Source organism: Rhizobium sp. OAE497, from assembly GCF_040546565.1.
Lineage (GTDB): Bacteria > Pseudomonadota > Alphaproteobacteria > Rhizobiales > Rhizobiaceae > Rhizobium.
In genome coordinates this window covers 404,197-421,683 of the sequence record NZ_JBEPOA010000003.1, presented here as the reverse complement: position 1 = coordinate 421,683, position 17,487 = coordinate 404,197, and the positions used below count along the sequence as shown (strand labels likewise).

Here is a 17,487-nt window from a genome sequence, read left to right as displayed (position 1 = left end):
AGCGCTTACGATGGAAGTGCATGAGGCGCCGGGAAAGGCGCGGTTCGTTGAACTCGGCGGCGAAGGCTTCGCCGATGTCCCGCCCGGCGCGCTGAAGGCGTCGGGGTTTAGCAACCTCTTCCTGTCGGGCCGGGTGGCTGGGGCGGATCCTGCGGCCTACGGTTCGATCCGGGTGATGGGCACGGCTTTCGCGACCGGTCAGGCAGCGGGCATCATGGCAGCTCTCCGCCGAGACGAAGCGGACACGATTCCTCGAATCCGCGCGGAGCTTATCGCTCAGCATGCGTTGGTGTGACATTTGTATCTTAGCTGCGCTCAAGACGTTGCCCTCGGGATCGCCATTCTTGTTTCGTATGTATTATTCCGGCCATAGAGATTAACCGCTCGAGCGGATCACTCTAATGAGCTTCCGTCATAACACGCCCGTGGACGGGCGTTGGCTCCATAATAGGATCCCCACGATCGCGAATATATATCCTTGGTTCTATGTGCGTAGCGGCAATCTAAGTGAGCGTCTCATGCTGATCGCCGCGCTATATCTATGAAAAAAAACGCGTGACTGCGGTTCAGACCTTTCAAGACCACCTTTCACACGGAGCGTTAGGGATCAGAAGGCGGTTGCGGAACCTGAGAAAGCATCTTTTCAACCAGCCGCCTCGCGAGACGAGGCCGTGATCGTCTGACCGATCCTGAGAAGGAACGCTACGACATAGGGGAGTGATGCCGGGACCCACATCAAGAGGCCCGCCAGCTGTTGATCCTCGAGGGGCGAAAGACCGTAAATGTCGGCGGTCAGAAAATGCGGGCTGAACAGAGGGCGTGGAGCAAGTGTCAGGAAAGCCCCAAGTATGGTCATCTGCAATATCGTGGCGCCGCAAACCGCGAGCGCACCGCCAGCGGCCCGCTTGGGGTCGAGAATTTCCCGCCATAGCCATAGGGCAGACAGAAGGAGAGGGACCTCCATCGTCCAGTAAGCAAAGCTGCCGGAAAGAGCCCAGCTGTAGGTAAGAGGCAAGTGCCAGAGCCAAATCACCAAGGTGTGTAGGACGAACGCGGCCGTTGGAGGGAGCCGATCCAGAACACCAGAGGGCTTAAAGAAAAAGCGCCATCCAAGGGGCGCAGCAAACGATATCAAGACAATATGATGGAAGGCCCGCGCCGAGAAAAGGGCGGAGCTCAGGCCACATAGTGGCGAGACGAAGGCGACGGCACAAAGACCGATGAACAATGTCCACTGGCCCAGCCGGCGCTCGGCCCTGGCCAGAGGCCAAGTCCAGACCGCCACGAGAACGATTCCGGAGAGCAAAACCGGATCCAAGTTCCAATCCGCCATCAGGGCTTCAGGTGTAGGAGCGTTACCGCAGTAGGGTTCTAGCTGGAAGGTCATGACGGAGCCCTCGTCGTATAATGACGATGAACTGGGGCTCGACCAAAATGTTCCATTGGCTAGTTGTCGGCCCAGACCGCTGGTTGGTCGTCGGCAAGAGTCCGACTAGGCCCCATGAAGTAAAAAGAGAAGGCCTCGACAAAATGTGCCGTCTACGGGAACCGACCTCAGTCAACGAGGGTTTTCAGGCTATTGTAGAGGAAACAACGGATGGGATGGCGCGCCTGGTTGACAAATTTAGGTAGCTGGACAGCTAGCCCCGTCGCCTTCGCCATTGTCGTGCTGTACGGCATCTCCTGGCTTGTCTTCAGTCCGGAGACATTGGAATGGCACGGTCTCGCCACGCTTATCACCTGGATGATGACGCTCTTCATCCAGCGCGCGGAACATCGGGATACGCAGGCCATCCACGCGAAGCTCGACGAGTTGCTGCACGTGCATGGCGATGCGAGAAATGAACTGACAAAGCTTGACGAGCAGGAGCCCGAGCAGATCGAAAGCTTTCGGGCATCGCACAGTCAGTCCGACTAGTAGTTCTTTGAGGTTCAATCAAAAACAGAGGTACATTGGTTGATGCGGGCTCGTAGGATGTTGGTCGGAATCGCGCTAGGCTTTTCGGCGTTCGCAGCCGCTGGTGCTTGGGTTGTGACCACGCCGAATATGCCTTTCCAGCCGAACGATCCAGCATTTGAAAGCCCGGGAGACCCTGCTCGAGGAGAGCTGGTATTCGCCGCCGGAGATTGCTCATCGTGCCATGCGACCCCAGGGCAAAAGAATCGGTTGCAACTTGGCGGCGGCCTTGCGCTCGCCTCGCCGTTCGGCACGTTCCGCCCGCCCAATATCTCGCAAGATGCGAAGGACGGAATTGGTTCGTGGACCGCCGCTGATCTCGGCAACGCGCTGATCGGAGGCGTCTCTCCCAACGGACAGCATTATTATCCGGTCTTTCCCTATCCAAGCTACACCGGAATGACCGTGGATGATGTTCGGGACCTGTTTGCCTATTTGAAGACGCTACCAGCAGTGACGGGCCGCGCGCCGCCCCACGACCTCGTCGCACTCTTCCGCATCCGGCGGTTCGTCGGCTTCTGGAAGCTGCTATTTTTTGACGAGGGAAAGTCCGAAGCCGTGCTGGATGGCGATGCCGTGCACGATCGCGGCGCCTATCTCGCCGAGAGCGTCGCGCATTGCGCGGAATGTCATTCGTCTCGCAATGTCTTTGGAGCGATCAAGCAGGCAACGCGATATGCCGGTGGTGAGGATCCTGAAGGAACAGGCTTCGTTCCGAACATTACGCCCGCCCGTCTTGGGGATTGGTCTCAGGCCGACATTGTCGAGGTTTTGACCAGCGGCAATACCCCTGATCACGGGCGCGTCGGGTCGTCGATGGCGGATGTTGCTACCAATACCGCCAAACTCCCTGCAAGCGACCGAGAGGCGATTGCGGCCTATATCAAAACCCTTCCGGCTCGGGCCACGCCCAAGCCGTAGTCACTGCTGATATAGGAAGGCAACCAGATCCCGGGCCTCCGCCTCGGAAATGCCTGTGTCAGGCATCGCTGTTTTGGGATCGAACGCACTTGGCAACACAATCCAGTGGACAAGTGCCTCCGCGTCATTGTTTGCGATTCCCGCTATGTAGACGCGCTCGCGCATATTGACCAGCGGACCGCCAACTTTGCCATCGGCTCCGGCAATGCCAGGAATCGTATGGCATCCCGTGCAGCCGTATCGCCGGAAAATGTCCGGTGCCCGGGCGGGATCGCCGCTAGCAAGTAAACTTGCGACTTCTGTCCTTTGATGGCGATCTCGAACCTGATAGGTGAGGATGCCTGCCGCGAGCCCGAGCGTCGTGATTAGTGACAGCACTCCAACTTTGATGGGAAACCCTTCACCGCTCATTTTTTGTCTCCGCCACCGGACGTTCGGATCATTGTTGACAAGGGTTTATCATTAAGGTGGCCGTGGCCTGCATCGCCAAGGCAAACGCAAATGCGGATCCCGCAAGAAGGCTGATCGTTCTGATGAATCCATCTGTTCTCGATTGCGCATTACCACGTGCCGCCAAAGGCGCCAGAGCACCGACGATCGCCAACAGCGCCAGAAGCACAGTGGCCGCCACCGACCATGGCCTTCCCGCCCGGCAATCGACATAGGGAAGAACTTGGCCAAGCTGTGTACTGATGGCCCAAGCGAGTGGCGCGAAAACCAGTCCCCCAGCGACTGCGATCGAATATTTCATAGACGCGGCACCCAATAGAGACAGAGATAGAGCGGAACCCACGTTACGACGACGAAGTTCCAGTACATGGCGTTGTCCCCGACGTCGCCATAGCGCCTGGGATTGTCGGCGTGCCGCGTGAACATCAGACACATCAGGACCAGGGTGTCGATCAGGTCGGTCAGGATGTGGGTGGTATGTAGTCCCAGCAAAACCCATGTGATCGAACCATAGGCATTAGTGTCCCACATCACGTGCATGGCCGGGAATTCGAAAATCCGCAGTACCAAAGGCGCAATGCCGAACAACGCCATCACGATCAGGCCGATCTGGACCTTTTTTAGCTCTCTGCGTTTAGCCCAGCCTGCCACCAGCACGTTTGGTATGACACTGACAGTGAGCAGAGCGGTCAGAAGAGTGCCAGGCAGCAGATCAGGCGCCGGCGCATTGATCGGCCAGATGCCGGCGATGCTCATCAGGTAAAGATAGACGACAATTCCGAGAGCAAAGCCGGTGCCCTCGATCAACATAAACGCCAGTGTTCCCCACCAGGTCGGGCTAGCGGTGCCGGAGCCGTGCAATGGCAGGTGCGAAACATCGAGGACCAGGCGCTCTTTCATGACTCATCCTCCGGGTCGCCCTTGGGCCAAAACCAACCGGTCAGGGCGATGGCGATCGGAATTGAACCCCAAACGACCGCCCATGGCGAGAACATCGACCATATCAGCATAACCGACGTCGCGATCGCTGCGATCAGCGGCCAGATCGAATTGGTCGGCGAAGACTCCCGCGCCTCGGGCTGCGCCTCAACGACGCTGCTAACGATCAGCTCCCGTCGGTCGAGCCGCATTCCGCTCACGACCGGCAGATCTGAAGAACCCGACCACAGTGGTTCGCGATCGACCACAACCGGGATGCGCCGAAAATTATACGAGCAGGGAGGCGACGTGGTTGCCCATTCCAGCGTCGATGCGCTCCAGGGGTTCTCATCGGCGATAGCGCCGGAGCGCGCACTGCGGAGAACGTCAATGAAAAACAGTAGAAAGCCTGCAGCGAGAATGAGGGAGCTAAAGCTCACGAACAGGTTCAGGCCAGCCCAAGGCATCTCAGGCTGATAGGTATAGATACGACGCGGCATACCGAAGAGACCGAGGAGATGCATTGGAAAAAAGGTCAGGTGGAAACCGGTGAAAATCAGTCCGAATACCCAGCGCCCGACCCTCTCGCTCATCATCCGCCCGGAGAACTTTGGGAACCAGTAATAGATCGCCGCCAGCAGCGGAAACACTGCGCCGCCGACGAGAACATAATGGAAGTGGGCGACGACGAAGTAGGTGTCGTGCACCTGCGTATCGAATGGCACCGACGCCACCATCACACCTGTCAGGCCACCCAGGACGAAAGTAATGATGAAGCCGATGATGAAAAGCATTGGAGTCTTGAGGACCGGTTTTCCTCCCCAGAGTGTTGCAAGCCAGCAGAAAATCTGAATGCCGGCCGGGACTGCAATCGCCATGCTGGAAGCAGTAAAAAAGCTCTCGCCCAGTCGTGGTAGGCCGACGACGAACATGTGATGCACCCAGAGACCAAAGGCGAGAACGCCCGTCGATATCAGTGCCATTACCAGAGCCAGGTAACCGAAGACAGGCCTGCGGGCAAAAGTCGAAATCATCGTCGACACCATTCCCACAGCCGGAAGAAAGATGATGTAGACCTCCGGATGGCCGAAAAACCAGAACAGGTGCTGCCACAAGAGGACATCACCCCCTTCGGCGGGATTGAAGAAGTGGGTGCCGACGAGGCGGTCGAGGATCAGGGTGCTGCTGGCAAACATGATTGCCGGCATCGCCATGATCACGAGGAAGGAGGTCACCAGCATCGACCAGACGAAGAGCGGAATGCGATCGAGCGACATCCCGGGCGCACGTTGCTTAAAAACCGTCACCACGATCTCGACGGAGACAGCGAGAGCCGAAACCTCGGTGAACGTAATCATCTGCGCCCAAATGTCGGCCCGCTTGCCCGCACCGTATTGGGGTCCGGCCAGCGGGACATAAGCAAACCAACCAGCATCCGGGCCCACATCCAGCGCAAACGCAATCCATAACAGCACGCCCCCAGCCAGAAACATCCAGTACGAAAAGGCATTCAAGCGTGGAAAGGCGATGTTGCGCGTGCCGAGCATCAACGGCACCAGATAGACTCCCATCGCCTCCATGACCGGAACGGCGAACAGAAACATCATATTAGTGCCGTGCATCGTGAAGATCTGGTTGTAGCGATCGGGGCTGATATAGCGCGCTTCGGGCGTCGACAGCTGGAGGCGCATCGCCAAAGCCAGCACGCCCCCCAGGAGAAGAAAAACAAAAGCGGTTGCGATGTAACGCCGGCCGATAATCTTGTGATCGACCGTTGAAAGCGCGCCCCACAGGCCAGCAGGTGTTTTCCAGATATGATCGAGCTTGAGGTCGATCGTCTCATCGCTTAAATCAAGATCGGTCGGTGGACGAGGACTGGCGCTCATTTGAGGCTTTCTAGATAGGCGGAGACCTGTTTCAGCTCTTCGGCGGAAAGCGGGACGACCGGCATGTTATTTCCCGGCTTGAGGGTCTGCGGGTCGGCGATCCAGGCAGCGAGGGACCCACGAGTGTTCGGCAACAGCCCTGCTCCAATGGTTTCCCTGCTGCCGACATGTGTCAGGTCGGGTCCGGTTGTCCCGGCCGCCGATGTGCCGCGGACTGTATGACAGGCCGCACAGGGCTTGCTCAGGAACACTGCTTCGCCGGCTGCGATCTCCGTATCCGGCGGCGGCAACCGCTCACGTTGCTGCCCCTGCAACCAACGCTTATAATTTTCTTCATCTTCTGCTACGACCAGCAGGGCCATATGGCTATGCTGCAGTCCGCAATATTCCGCGCACTGGCCCCGATAGACACCCGGACGGTCAGCATGCAACGTCAGTTCATTCGTTCGACCTGGGATCAGATCCAGTTTTCCCGCCAGGCTGGGGACCCAGAACGAATGAATGACGTCCACGCTTTCCAGCCGCAGCGTCACGTCCTTTCCGACAGGGATGTGGAGCTCGTTGGCCGTCTGGAACCCTGCCTCGGACCCACTGGCCGGATAGACGAACTGCCACCACCATTGCTGCCCACGGACACTCACAGTCAGTGCCGCCTTGGAGGATGGACCGATCTGGCGCGTCGTATAAAAACTTGCGATCGTCAGACCAGCGATGATGAAAACGGTGGCCGCCACGGCTGCGGCGACAACCTTGCGCGCCGTCCGATCGTTGCCAGCAGTTCCGCGTCCGTCACGCGATCGTAGCAGGGACCATGCCAGTACCAGCATCACCAGAAGCCAGACAGCAGCGCACACAATGACAATGAGAATGATGAGCTGTTTCAGGGCGGACGCCGATGCGCCGGCTGCGTCAAGCGCAGATTGCGAACCCGTACAGCCTGAGAGGCAGAGAGACGCAAGAGACAGGCCGATGATCGGAGGGCGCGTCAAGGCGATGGCCCCTGATCAAGGTGCGCGCCGGCGGGTCCCTCATCGAACAGAGTGGCGGCCGGTGCGCGGTTCTCCGCCGGCCGGGTGTTCTTGTCGTCATTGCGACTGGGTGCAGTCGTTTTTGCCGAATAGGCGCCGATCGTTCTCACATAGCCGGCGAGCTGCCAGATCTCGTCGATCGTCATCTTGTCTCGAAAGGCAGGCATTCCGTGCGGCCTGCCATCACGGATCGAGGCTACGACCGAGACCATCTCAGGGCCATAAAGCCACCATCCGTCCAGAAAAGGCGGGCCGGCGCCACCCCGACCGTCGCCATGGCATGCTGCACATCCAAACCAGGAATACAGCCGCTTGCCCTGACTCAGATCGTAAGCCGTGTTTTCGTAGGGCTTACCGAGTTTGAAATAAACCTCTGGCGGCGCTCCGCTGATGTCATTGGGCATCAAACGGATCTTCTCGAACTCGGCCGACAGAGGTGGGTCAAGACGGTACGTGCGACCTTCCCGCGACCAACCTACGAGAGCGCCCACCGTGATCGCCAGGGCGCCGCCCACGATCATAACTGACAAGAGGTTACCTTGAACACTGCCCATACGAAGCTTCCCGTGCCGGATCAGTCCTTCGGCTGCCGCTGTGACCTTGTGATGAAGACCGGAAGGAGCTTGTAGGACGGCGTCTTCGACTTGGCATCGTGATGACCCAACGGGAACAGCGGATTGGTTTCGGGATAGTAGGCCGCACAGCAGCCTTTTGGAATGTCGTATTCGATAATCCTGAGCGCGCCGATCTGACGTTCTGTGGATTGATCGATGGCTGTTCGCAGATCGACGCTGTCGCCGTTGGCAAAGCCGAGGCGAGCGATGTCTTCGCGGTTCATGAAGACGACTTTGCGAGTGCCGTTGACGCCGCGAAAGCGATCGCTGTAGCCGTAGATGGTGGTGTTGAACTGATCGTTTGACCGTAGCGTTGCCAAATGCAGGACGTCTTCCTGCGTGCCGTCGATCGCAAATTCCGGAAACAGCCGATCCGGCGTCAGGAAGTTTGCTTTGCCCGTCTGCGTGACCCACTTCCGCTCTCGTGCCGGCAGGGGGCGAGCGAATCCCCCTGGCTGGAAGAGGCGCCTGTTGAAGTCGCTGAACGTTTCCGGATAGGTGCGCTCGATCGCGTCTCTGATTCGGCTATAGTCGTCTACCCAATCGTCCCATGGGACGTCACCCCGGTTCAAGGTGGCTTTCGCCAATCCGGCAATGATCGCAGGCTCGGATCTAAGATGGTTGCTTGCTGGCGTGGCTTTGCCGCGCGAGCCATGGAAATGTGCGACCGAGCTTTCGATCGATACAGCCTGTGGGCCGGTAGCCTGACTGTCAATCTCCAGTCTTCCCAGGCAGGGAAGAAGGTAGGCGATCTCCCCGTGGAGCACATGGCTGCGGTTCGGTTTAGTGGCGATCTGCACCGTCAAGCGTAACTTGCGCCACGCAGCCTCCATTGCCTCTGTCTCGGGCACGGCACGAAGAAAATTGCCGCCAAGGCCGATGAAGGCGCGCGCTTCGCCTTCTAGTACTGCCTTGCAGGTATCAACCGTTGATCGGCCCGTCCAGCGCGGCGGTTCGAACTTGTAAAGTTCAGAAAGCTTGTCGAGCGGTGCCAGGCCGGGCTTTTCGGTTATTCCGACCGTTCGCTGGCCTTGCACGTTGGAATGCCCTCGGATCGAACAGATATTGGCGCCGGGTTTGCCGATATTTCCACGAAGCAGCGCCAGGTTGGCGATCATGTGGATGTTATCTACACCCATTACATGCTGTGTGACGCCCATGCCGTAGGCAATCAGAACAGCCTTAGCCTTCGCATAGGTTTGTGCCGCCTGCTTCATCTGCTCGCGTGTGAGACCGGAAACCCGCTCAAGCTCATCCCAGCTGTAGGATCGGGCCGCATTGGCAAACTCTTGGAAACCAGTGGTATGCTCCTCGATGAAATCGTGGTCGAGGACATGCTTCTTGTCAGCCGCCGCAATCGATGCGGCAAAAGCAATCGTTCCGGCCTCCGATGGGTCATCCGGTACCCCGTCGTCTCCCGCGACTTTGCTCGCACCCGACGCTTTGAGCGCGTCGTCCGCCTCGATCAACGCCTTGCACACGCCGAAGAGCGCTGCGATATCGCCGCCATTCTTCACCTGGTAATATTCCGACGAGATCAGTGTTTCCTTCGAGGACAACATTTCCGTTGGTGCCTGGGGGTTCTTGAACCGTTCAAGGCCCCGTTCGCGCAGGAGGTTGAACGTTACGATCGGGACGCCGCGGTTCACCGCATCCTGCAGATCATGAAGTAGCCGGGGCGAAGAGGTACCGACATTCTGGGCGATATAAAATATGCAGTCGGTATTCTGAAAGTCCGAAAGCACGGCCGTTCCCACCGATGCACCGATGCTTTCCGGTAGAGCCACCGACGTGCTTTCGTGACACATGTTCGAGCAGTCGGGTAGGTTATTAGTGCCGTACAGTCTTGCAAAGAGCTGATACATGTAGGCTGCCTCGAGCGAGGCGCGACCCGACGTATAAAAATCAACTTGATGTGGCGTAAGGGCCTGAAGTTCTTTACCGATCTCGGCGAAAGCAGCGTCCCACTCGACCGACTCGTACTTGTCCGTTTCCGCGTTCCATCGCATCGGCTGGGTCAACCGGCCCTGTTCCTCAAGATCATGATCGCGCCACGCTTCGAGTTCCGTCAACGTGTGCGAGGCAAAGAATTCAGCATCCGCCCTGCGGTTTGTCACTTCCCAGGCCGTGGCCTTGGCGCCGTTCTCACAGAATTCGAGGGGATGCGTCTTGGCGGGCTTCGCCCACGCGCAACTCACGCACATATAACCTTCTGCCTTGTTTTGCTTGTCCAGCAAGGCGGCGCCCCTCGCCGGGATGTGCTCCCGGAGCAGGATCCCGGCGACTGATTTTGCCGAACCCCACCCACCGGCCGGGCCGGTGTATGGTTTGATCGAGGGTTTTTCTTTCGGATGTGCCGTCATGATCGCTCCAACCTCCTCAAAGTTTCCTGCAAGCCAGACGTTCCTTCATTCAAGTTTTTCCGCATGCGTTGGCGTCCGAACGTTTCGAACGAAGGCCGAACCCGGCAACGTCAATGCAAGGCTGAAAGTCTGCCGATGAGCCATTCTCTTGCGTAAGCATTGGTGATCTTCGCGATGGCGGTCGGAAGCCGATTGAAGCCATGCGGCCCGGCGGGAACGATGTTTAGCGACGCGTTTCCGTTTGCATCTTCCCATCTGCGAAACATCTGGATGCTGTCATCGACTATAGGATCAAGCTCGCCCGCAATAAACAGAGCTGGCGGAAGGCCTTCCAACTGCGCGTACAATGGCCCATCTCGCTCGTTCCAGGACAAGCTGGGACGCAGCCTTTGAAGATTTCGAAGAGCAGCGGGCGCGTCCAGGATGAGGGAGCGGCTATCCGCGTTCCTCAAGCTTTCCGATCCTTTGAAATCAAACGCACCGCAGGTAGAAATAAATCCCGAGAATGCATCAACCAGCCCCCGGTCGCGCAATCGGAGCAAGGCTTGGGCAGCAAGGTGAGAGCCGGATGATTCGCCCCCCAGAACGATCCGTTCGACACCCAGATCTGAAAGGCTGCGGATCACCCAATTCAGAGCTACCTCACAGTCGTCTATGGCGAGATCGACGCGATCGTCGAGGGCGTTATGAAAATCGACAGCGACAGCGATGACCTGGCATTCTTTAGCGACACGGGATGTTATCCCGTCATCGAGGCGGGCATTGCCGAGCACCCATGCGCCGCCATGGAGGTGCACATAGGCACCCCTTGGCGCTCCATCCGGCAGGAGGAACCGTAAGCCGACGGTACGTTCGCCGGATGCAATGGTTCTGCTGAAAACGCGGCAGCCGTGCGCCGCGCCTTTTGGAAGCATGATCTGCAGCCCCCTTACGATAGCGTTGGCGGCTTTCGCATTCCATCTTCGATCGGTGTGGTAGCGCGGAAGAAGTCGCAGGAGCGCGTTCAGGCGTTGCGCCCTGGTAATGTGTTTCGCTTCAAGGCGTTGATCTGAGCCGCAGGCGCGAGAACTCATCCTCATGCGCCTTTATCAGGTATCAGAGCTTTCGACTCGTTGACATCTGGCAGCCGGAGGGATGGCGCGCCTCCGTCAGTGCCATTGAAGTGTACAGCAAGGCCGTGATCGCGTAGACGACCCTGCATTATGCCTGCCATCACGTCGAGGAAAGTTTCAACGCCATACCGGGGTCCGAAATCGCGACAAGCTTCCTTGAGCGCTCTGGCATCAGCTTCCATGATCTTAAGCCGTCAAAGAGAATTGCTGCGGTTACACATCTTGTTCCTGTAATGCTGCCGGTACCAGGGAAAGCGGAACACCCAGCGCTGATGAGGCGAAGACAGGGCCGGCAATTACTCGGAGCACGGTCGTTGTGAGCCGCATGTTTTTCCCATCCAGTTCCTTCCAGCTTTTTGAACTTCCGAACGAGGCGTTGGTTCCATTTCCGAAGAACGCGCTGCTGTCACCCTTCCATCAACCTGACGCGACGCCTTCCCCGGTGGCTAGCTAATATATTTCCCGTTGCGCACGCCGCCGTTTAACGTCGGTGCTTCCTGAACGGCATCTCCGCCTCGCCTGTTGCTTGGCGGCCCGCGTCTTGGGAAAATGGAATGAGCGATGCGCTCGGGCTTTTTTTTCCTAACCGGTTTGCGGCTTCTCGATCGGATCTCTGGCGAACACAGGCGGCGAGGAACTCTTGAGCCCATTCCGGGTTAGCGGAGCGGAAGGAGATTTCGCTATGAATGATCGTAAACCCCATGCAGAAACGGCGTTTCCGACCCCGATGGTCGCGAATCACCGTGCGGAAAGGAAATCGCTCAACCTTGACGAAGCTGACCTATCCAAAGATGGCGTGCAAGGCGACGTTGTAGTTTCAAAGGGCCGCGCAAGCACCTTCGTCGCTGCAATCCCTAAGAGCAGAGAGAAAGTCGAGGCCGATCTGGAAAAGAAACGATGAGCCATCGTGAGGTTGCTGTGCCGGACGGCGCTCGTAAAGCACGTTTTTTAAATCAACGCCAGCGTGCAAAGGTTTCGCTGATATTCAGCGGAATTGCCGGTTTGAAAGCGGGCGCTCGAATCACTAACGGCGGACTGCTATCGATAGCCGCTCTGGTCTCCACCATCCTTCTGTCGACTGCGGTGCTGGTACATGTGGCCACACGGGACGCCCACTCCAAGAGGCTCTGGTAGCAATGGCCGTGTCCAACGCGCCCAATCAATCACCTGCAGCATCATATGGCCTGTCCATCGGGACCGAGCCGATGGAAGCCAAATTGGCCAACGCTCTGCCGTCCGGAGAAGGCTGGCAGTACGAGCCGAAATGGGATGGCTTCAGGTGTATTGCGTTCAGGAACGGCTCTTCGGTGGATCTTCGAGCCAAATCCGGAAAACCGCTCGGCCGCTATTTCCCGGAAATGATGGCGTTGCTCGCCGATCTTCCGGCGCCTGACTTCGTGATTGACGGGGAATTGGTCATCGAAGTGGCGGGGAAGCTTTCTTTCGACGCCCTGCAGATGCGCTTACATCCAGCTGAAAGTCGGATCCGCAAACTGTCGCGAGAGACCCCAGGCAGACTCATCGCGTTCGACATGCTCGTCGACACGGACGGCACGCAAATCCTGGACAAGGATCTCGCCTATCGCCGCGAGCGCCTGGAAGCCCTCTTTGACAGGATCCACGCCGATCCTAAGCAATTTACCATATCGCCAGCGACCAGGGACCTGCGCGAGGCGGAGACATGGCTATCCGGATCGGGCGGAGATACCGATGGCGTGGTCTGTAAACTGATCGATGGAGCATATCGTTCCGGAGAGCGGGCGATGATCAAGGTCAAGCGGCTGCGAACCGCGGACTGTGTCGTCGGCGGGTTTCGGTATGAGAGAGACAGTAGGCTGGTTGGTTCGCTGTTGCTCGGCCTTTACACCGATGACGGCCAACTAGATCACGTCGGTTTCACGTCCGCGATTGCGGATACCGAAAAGCCTGATCTGACGGCGAGACTTGAAGCACTGAGGGGTGGCCCCGGGTTCAGCGGCAAGGCTCCCGGCGGACCGAGCCGTTGGACCACAGACCGATCTTCCGACTGGGAACCGCTCAGACCCGAACTGGTGGTTGAAGTCAAATTCGATCAGATCACCGGCCGCCGCTTCCGGCACGGAACCAAGCTTCTGCGCTGGCGCCCGGACAAGAAGCCGTCGCAGTGCGATTTCAGGCAGATCGGGCTATAAGTGACCCGCCCTTCGAGTTCATCTGACACCGACGCGATCAAATCGGATGGTTCGGCAAGTAGTTCCATGCCGACAGGGGCCGACGCGGATCATTCCACCACGCCGGCAGCTCTTTGCGATAGATCCATCACATTCCGAATGCCTTCACCTGCTTGGTGAAGGCTTCTTACTCGCCTGGCATAGTACGCAATAGAACGCTGAAGTGATCGTGACCGTAACATTCTTCGGTAAATTCGATCTCGTGACTAGAGCGGTGACGGTCGATACGACGAACAAGGTCTTGCGGACCGCCATTGCAAATCACCAACTCAAGGTGTTCACGCTCGCGAACAATCGTGCACGGTGGAATAGAGGTTCTTATGTCTTTATGATTATTTGCTAAAGCATGGCGCGCTCTTCCAGAACCGCTATTTACGCTGGCCGCCGCCAGAGATCGGCGGCCACGTTTGCGTCAAATCATGATCTCTCCGCCGGTCACGGGGATGACGGCTCCCGTCATATAGCTCCCGAGATCGGAAGCGAGCAGGACGTAAGCACCCGCCAGTTCTGCTGGTTGTCCTGCCCGGCCTATGAGCGTATTTTCCCCAAACTTGGCAGCTTTTTCCGCGGGCATTGTCGAAGGTATGAGAGGCGTCCAGATCGGCCCGGGCGCAACGGCATTCACGCGGATACCTTTCTCCGCCAGCATCTCAGCCAAGCCTGCGGTGAAGTTTGAAACTGCACCCTTGGTGGATGCATAAGCCAGAAGCTGCGGCGAGGGCTGCCGCGACTGGATCGAGGTCGTGTTGATGATCGAGCTGCCTGGCTTCATGTGGGGAGCAGCTGCCTTTGACAGGAAGAACGGTGCGTAGATGTTGGTGCGGAAGGTTTCGTCCCACTCCTCGGCCGTGATGTCGGCGATATCGGCGTAGGTCCGCTGGAACGCCGCGTTGTTGACGAGGATATCGATCCCGCCGAGCTCGTCGACGGCGCGCTGTACAAGATCCTTGCAGTATTCTTCGGATTTGATGTCACCGGGAGCTACCAGGGCCTTGCGCCCGGCATCCTCAACCCATTTTGCGGTGTCGCGAGCGTCATCGTCCTCACTGAGGTAGGAGATGACGATGTCGGCTCCTTCGCGCGCAAAAGCAATGGCGACGGCCTTGCCAATCCCGGAGTCGGCGCCGGTGATGAGGGCGACTTTGCCGGTGAGCTTGCCGTCGCCCTTGTAGGACTTCTCGCCATGGTCGGGCACAGGCTTCATTTCGGCTGTCTTGCCCGGTGGCTCCTGCTGCTGTTCAGGATATGGGGGAGTAGGGTGGCGAGTGTTTTCCATCATGTCTCTCCTTTCGGGGTCGGGGCAGTAACCGTTAAGAGCGCTCCGGGTTCCACGCGGATGTTTTTCTAGCTCGGCCAGGAACAACAGTGGGCGGCTGTGCTTTCTGCTCAACACATCTACTCGCCTCCACCCCTCTCGTTTCGCGAGGGCAGTCAAATTGGTCGTCAATGCTTCATCACCTCGTCCCCGAACGCACCCATGGTTTTCTTCCCCTCGAACATTATGCGGCTGTCGGTGATGGGCGCTCGGTCGCGCTGATCGGAGCGGACGGGTCCATCGACTGGTGGTGTGCGCCGGAGATGGATTCACCGCCGCTCTTCAACCGGATGCACGACTGCGACGGCGGACGCTTCTCGATCACCCCTGCGGAGCCATTTGAGATCGAGCGACAGTACCGAGAGAACAGTAACGTTCTTGAGACGACATTCATCACGGAAAAAGGGCGAGCCCGGGTCACGGAGTCCCTGAACAGCGGTGTTTCCGGGAGGCTTCCATGGTGCGAGCTCGCGCGCCGGATAGAGGGTCTGTCGGGATCGGTCGAGTTTCAGATCAGGCTCAATCCAATCTGCGCCCGAGGCGAAGTAAGTCGGGCTGACCACCCGAATGCAAAAATCCGCTACATCGGCGATCTGACAACAACGCTCTGTCACGACGACTGGGTAGAGATCACGCTCGACAGCGACGACAAGACCGAAGCGAAATATGTTTCAAGAAGCGGAGAACGGACATGCATTGCGCTGCTTGTCGCCGATCAGGCACCGCTCGCCATCCCGCGCCTTTCGGACATCGACGCCCGTATTGACCTCAGCGACGAGGAATGGCGACGGTGGGCGGCACAGCTTACCTACGACGGACCTTTCGCCAAGGATCTGGTTCGATGTGCTCTCTCGCTTAAATTTTTGCTGTTCTCGGAAACAGGAGCGATCGCTGCCGCTGCGACCGCGGGCCTTCCCGAACGGATCGGCGGCGACAAGAATTACGACTACCGCTTCGCCTGGGTGAGGGACGCTGCATACACGATCAAGGCGTTGCTGCGCGCAGGCGCCCTGTCCGAGCCGATCGCTGCATTCGGCTGGCTCGTCCGGACGATCGAGGCCGATGGCCCCGAACCGAAGGTCGTCTACACCTTGCGCGGAAACGAGGTGCCGGATGAAGAGGCGATCCAAGTTCCGGGCTATCTTGGCTCCACCCCAGTAAGGCGGGGCAACCGCGCAAAGCAGCAGGTCCAGCTGAGTTGTTACGGCGATTTCCTGGAGACGGCGTCGCTGTTCGCAAAGATGGGTCATGTTCTCGATCCGGCAGCATCGAAGCTGCTTGCGCGGCTGGCGGATCAGGTGGTCGAGCGGTGGCACTTGAAAGATTCCGGGATTTGGGAACTGGAGGATCAGCAGCATTACACAATCTCAAAAATTGGGTGCTGGCTGGCGTTGGACAGGGCGGTAAAGCTGGCAGAGGAGGGGCACATCGAGGGCCAGCATCAAGACGCTTGGTCGAAGGAGCGCGATGATATTCGCGATTGGATTGACGAAAACTGCTGGTCGGACGAGAAGCAGGCGACTCATTCTATGCAGGCACGGACAGACTGGACGCCTCTTTGCTGCTTGCCACACGGTTCGGGTTTGACCGCGACGACCGCATGCTTCTGACTCGCCAGGCGATCGAGCAAGAACTCGCGGTCGGGCCGCTGGTCTATCGCTACTCGGGCGCGGCGCAGGAAGAGGGGGCGTTCGTCGCCTGTTCTTGCTGGCTGGTCGAGGCCTATGCTTTTCTCGGCGAGGTGGACCGCGCCAAGGAAAAACTCGGCGAACTCCTGAAACCGCTCGGAAACAATTTTGGGATCCTCAACGAACAGATTGATCCGGCGACAGGCTCCGGCCTCGGTAACATGCCGCAGGGGCTGAGCCACCTTGCACTCCTCCACGCAATATTCTCGATACAGGAGAACTGCACATGACCGTCGAACTTCTTGACGCGGACCTGCCGCTTAGCCAGCTCGGCGAAGGCGCCTACTGGCGCAGCCGAAACTTGACACTCTACTGGGTCGATATCGCCGGGCAGACAGTTCACGCCTATCGCTTACCTGACGAGGTCCATTCGTCATGGCCGGTTTCCAGGGAGGTGAGTTTCGCCTTTCCGCAGCAGGATGGCCACCTCCTGGTTGGTCTTAGTGACGGAGTTTACGACTACGATCCAGAGAGCGACAAGGAGATACCGATCGCCCTTCTCGATCTTCCGAGTGGCCACCGTTTGAACGATGGGAAGCTGGACCCGGCCGGGCGGCTATGGGTCGGGACCATCAACACCGCCGACGAGCCGAGCGAGACTGCGGCACTTTACGTCCTTCGGAACGATCGTCTGGAGGAAGTCGAGGGTGGCTACGCAAATGCCAATGGCAAGGCCTGGAACTCCGACGGTACCACTATGTATCACGCCGACACAAGCCGTAGGACGATCTGGAAATATGACTACGATGTCAAAACTGGCACGGCGTCGAACAAACGGGTATTCGTCAGACACGAAGATTGGAATCCGGATGGCCTCTGTATGGATCCGGGTGGAAACCTACTGGTCGCAGTCTTCGGCGGCGCCCGCGTCGAGATCTACTCTCACCGTGGGGAGCGCTTGGGCGATATCGAAACTGCCTGTTCCGAATGTGGCGAGTTGCGATCTTTCAGAAGACGGGACACTGTTCGTCACCACGGCATTTGACGGGATGTCAACGGAGGCCCGACGTAAAGCACCGCAGTCC

The 17,487-nt window shown here is 58.3% G+C and carries 19 protein-coding genes; 9 read left to right on the top strand and 10 right to left on the bottom strand.

The features are described 5' to 3' along the window. Positions 1–10: 10 nt before the first annotated feature. The gene (locus tag ABIE40_RS28600; protein WP_199628535.1) at positions 11–295 is read left to right on the top strand and encodes an FAD-dependent oxidoreductase; all 285 of its coding nucleotides are present in this window, start codon (positions 11–13) and stop codon (positions 293–295) included. A 348-nt stretch (positions 296–643) separates the two neighbouring features. On the opposite strand, the gene ABIE40_RS28595 is transcribed toward ABIE40_RS28600, so the two are convergent. After that, positions 644–1,387 carry a cytochrome c oxidase assembly protein gene (locus ABIE40_RS28595; RefSeq protein ID WP_199628536.1) on the bottom strand — a complete coding sequence of 248 codons (744 nt, stop codon included), beginning with the start codon at positions 1,385–1,387 and terminating at the stop codon, positions 644–646. A gap of 210 nt (positions 1,388–1,597) precedes the next feature. Here ABIE40_RS28595 and ABIE40_RS28590 point away from each other — a divergent pair, with 210 nt between their 5' ends. Together ABIE40_RS28590 and ABIE40_RS28585 are read left to right on the top strand one after the other, a co-directional pair. Beyond that, a complete protein-coding gene (locus ABIE40_RS28590) occupies positions 1,598–1,918 on the top strand; it encodes a low affinity iron permease family protein (RefSeq protein WP_199628537.1) in 321 nt (106 codons plus the stop codon). A 42-nt stretch (positions 1,919–1,960) separates the two neighbouring features. Next, on the top strand, positions 1,961–2,878 hold the full coding sequence (locus ABIE40_RS28585; protein ID WP_199628663.1) for a cytochrome c: 918 nt from the start codon (positions 1,961–1,963) through the stop codon (positions 2,876–2,878). Here the strand turns inward: ABIE40_RS28585 and ABIE40_RS28580 are convergent, their stop codons facing one another. The 8 genes from ABIE40_RS28580 to ABIE40_RS28545 form a co-directional block, all read right to left on the bottom strand. Continuing rightward, positions 2,879–3,289, bottom strand: coding sequence for a c-type cytochrome (locus ABIE40_RS28580; RefSeq protein WP_199628538.1), 411 nt, complete (start codon positions 3,287–3,289; stop codon positions 2,879–2,881). A gap of 28 nt (positions 3,290–3,317) precedes the next feature. Continuing rightward, the gene (locus ABIE40_RS28575; protein WP_199628539.1) at positions 3,318–3,629 is read right to left on the bottom strand and encodes a hypothetical protein; all 312 of its coding nucleotides are present in this window, start codon (positions 3,627–3,629) and stop codon (positions 3,318–3,320) included. Next, positions 3,626–4,228 (bottom strand): cytochrome c oxidase subunit 3, encoded by a 603-nt coding sequence (locus ABIE40_RS28570; protein ID WP_199628540.1) that lies wholly within the window; start codon positions 4,226–4,228, stop codon positions 3,626–3,628. The genes ABIE40_RS28575 and ABIE40_RS28570 overlap by 4 nt, the downstream gene beginning before the upstream one ends. After that, positions 4,225–6,132 carry a cytochrome c oxidase subunit I gene (gene ctaD, locus ABIE40_RS28565; protein WP_199628541.1) on the bottom strand — a complete coding sequence of 636 codons (1,908 nt, stop codon included), beginning with the start codon at positions 6,130–6,132 and terminating at the stop codon, positions 4,225–4,227. Before ctaD ends, ABIE40_RS28570 begins: the two co-directional genes overlap by 4 nt. Further along, positions 6,129–7,121: a cytochrome c oxidase subunit II gene (coxB, locus tag ABIE40_RS28560; RefSeq protein WP_199628542.1), complete on the bottom strand. Its 993-nt coding sequence runs from the start codon at positions 7,119–7,121 to the stop codon at positions 6,129–6,131. The genes ctaD and coxB overlap by 4 nt, the downstream gene beginning before the upstream one ends. Next, positions 7,118–7,714: a c-type cytochrome gene (locus ABIE40_RS28555; protein WP_199628543.1), complete on the bottom strand. Its 597-nt coding sequence runs from the start codon at positions 7,712–7,714 to the stop codon at positions 7,118–7,120. The genes coxB and ABIE40_RS28555 overlap by 4 nt, the downstream gene beginning before the upstream one ends. 20 nt (positions 7,715–7,734) lie before the next feature. Then, entirely contained in the window at positions 7,735–10,137 is a 2,403-nt protein-coding gene (locus ABIE40_RS28550) for an FdhF/YdeP family oxidoreductase (RefSeq protein WP_199628544.1), read from the bottom strand. 110 nt (positions 10,138–10,247) lie between these two features. Next, entirely contained in the window at positions 10,248–11,210 is a 963-nt protein-coding gene (locus tag ABIE40_RS28545; protein WP_199628545.1) for an alpha/beta hydrolase, read from the bottom strand. 721 nt (positions 11,211–11,931) lie between these two features. On the opposite strand from ABIE40_RS28545, the gene ABIE40_RS28540 reads away from it, so the two are divergent. The 3 genes from ABIE40_RS28540 to ABIE40_RS28530 are packed head-to-tail and all read left to right on the top strand — an operon-like array spanning position 11,932 to position 13,420. Further along, positions 11,932–12,150: a hypothetical protein gene (locus ABIE40_RS28540; protein ID WP_199628546.1), complete on the top strand. Its 219-nt coding sequence runs from the start codon at positions 11,932–11,934 to the stop codon at positions 12,148–12,150. Continuing rightward, on the top strand, positions 12,147–12,383 hold the full coding sequence (locus ABIE40_RS28535) for a hypothetical protein (protein ID WP_199628547.1): 237 nt from the start codon (positions 12,147–12,149) through the stop codon (positions 12,381–12,383). Before ABIE40_RS28540 ends, ABIE40_RS28535 begins: the two co-directional genes overlap by 4 nt. Before the next feature lie 2 nt (positions 12,384–12,385). Beyond that, entirely contained in the window at positions 12,386–13,420 is a 1,035-nt protein-coding gene (locus ABIE40_RS28530) for an ATP-dependent DNA ligase (RefSeq protein ID WP_199628548.1), read from the top strand. 451 nt (positions 13,421–13,871) lie between these two features. On the opposite strand, the gene ABIE40_RS28525 is transcribed toward ABIE40_RS28530, so the two are convergent. Then, positions 13,872–14,738, bottom strand: coding sequence for an SDR family oxidoreductase (locus ABIE40_RS28525; protein ID WP_199628664.1), 867 nt, complete (start codon positions 14,736–14,738; stop codon positions 13,872–13,874). Positions 14,739–14,905: 167 nt separating this feature from the next. On the opposite strand from ABIE40_RS28525, the gene ABIE40_RS28520 reads away from it, so the two are divergent. Genes ABIE40_RS28520 through ABIE40_RS28510 form a run of 3 tightly spaced genes read left to right on the top strand, consistent with a single transcriptional unit; the run spans position 14,906 to position 17,447 of the window. Next, entirely contained in the window at positions 14,906–16,384 is a 1,479-nt protein-coding gene (locus ABIE40_RS28520; RefSeq protein ID WP_354541213.1) for a glycoside hydrolase family 15 protein, read from the top strand. Continuing rightward, positions 16,333–16,692: a hypothetical protein gene (locus ABIE40_RS28515; RefSeq protein ID WP_354541212.1), complete on the top strand. Its 360-nt coding sequence runs from the start codon at positions 16,333–16,335 to the stop codon at positions 16,690–16,692. The genes ABIE40_RS28520 and ABIE40_RS28515 overlap by 52 nt, the downstream gene beginning before the upstream one ends. Further along, the gene (locus ABIE40_RS28510) at positions 16,689–17,447 is read left to right on the top strand and encodes an SMP-30/gluconolactonase/LRE family protein (RefSeq protein ID WP_199628549.1); all 759 of its coding nucleotides are present in this window, start codon (positions 16,689–16,691) and stop codon (positions 17,445–17,447) included. The genes ABIE40_RS28515 and ABIE40_RS28510 overlap by 4 nt, the downstream gene beginning before the upstream one ends. The last annotated feature ends 40 nt before the right edge of the window (positions 17,448–17,487 follow it).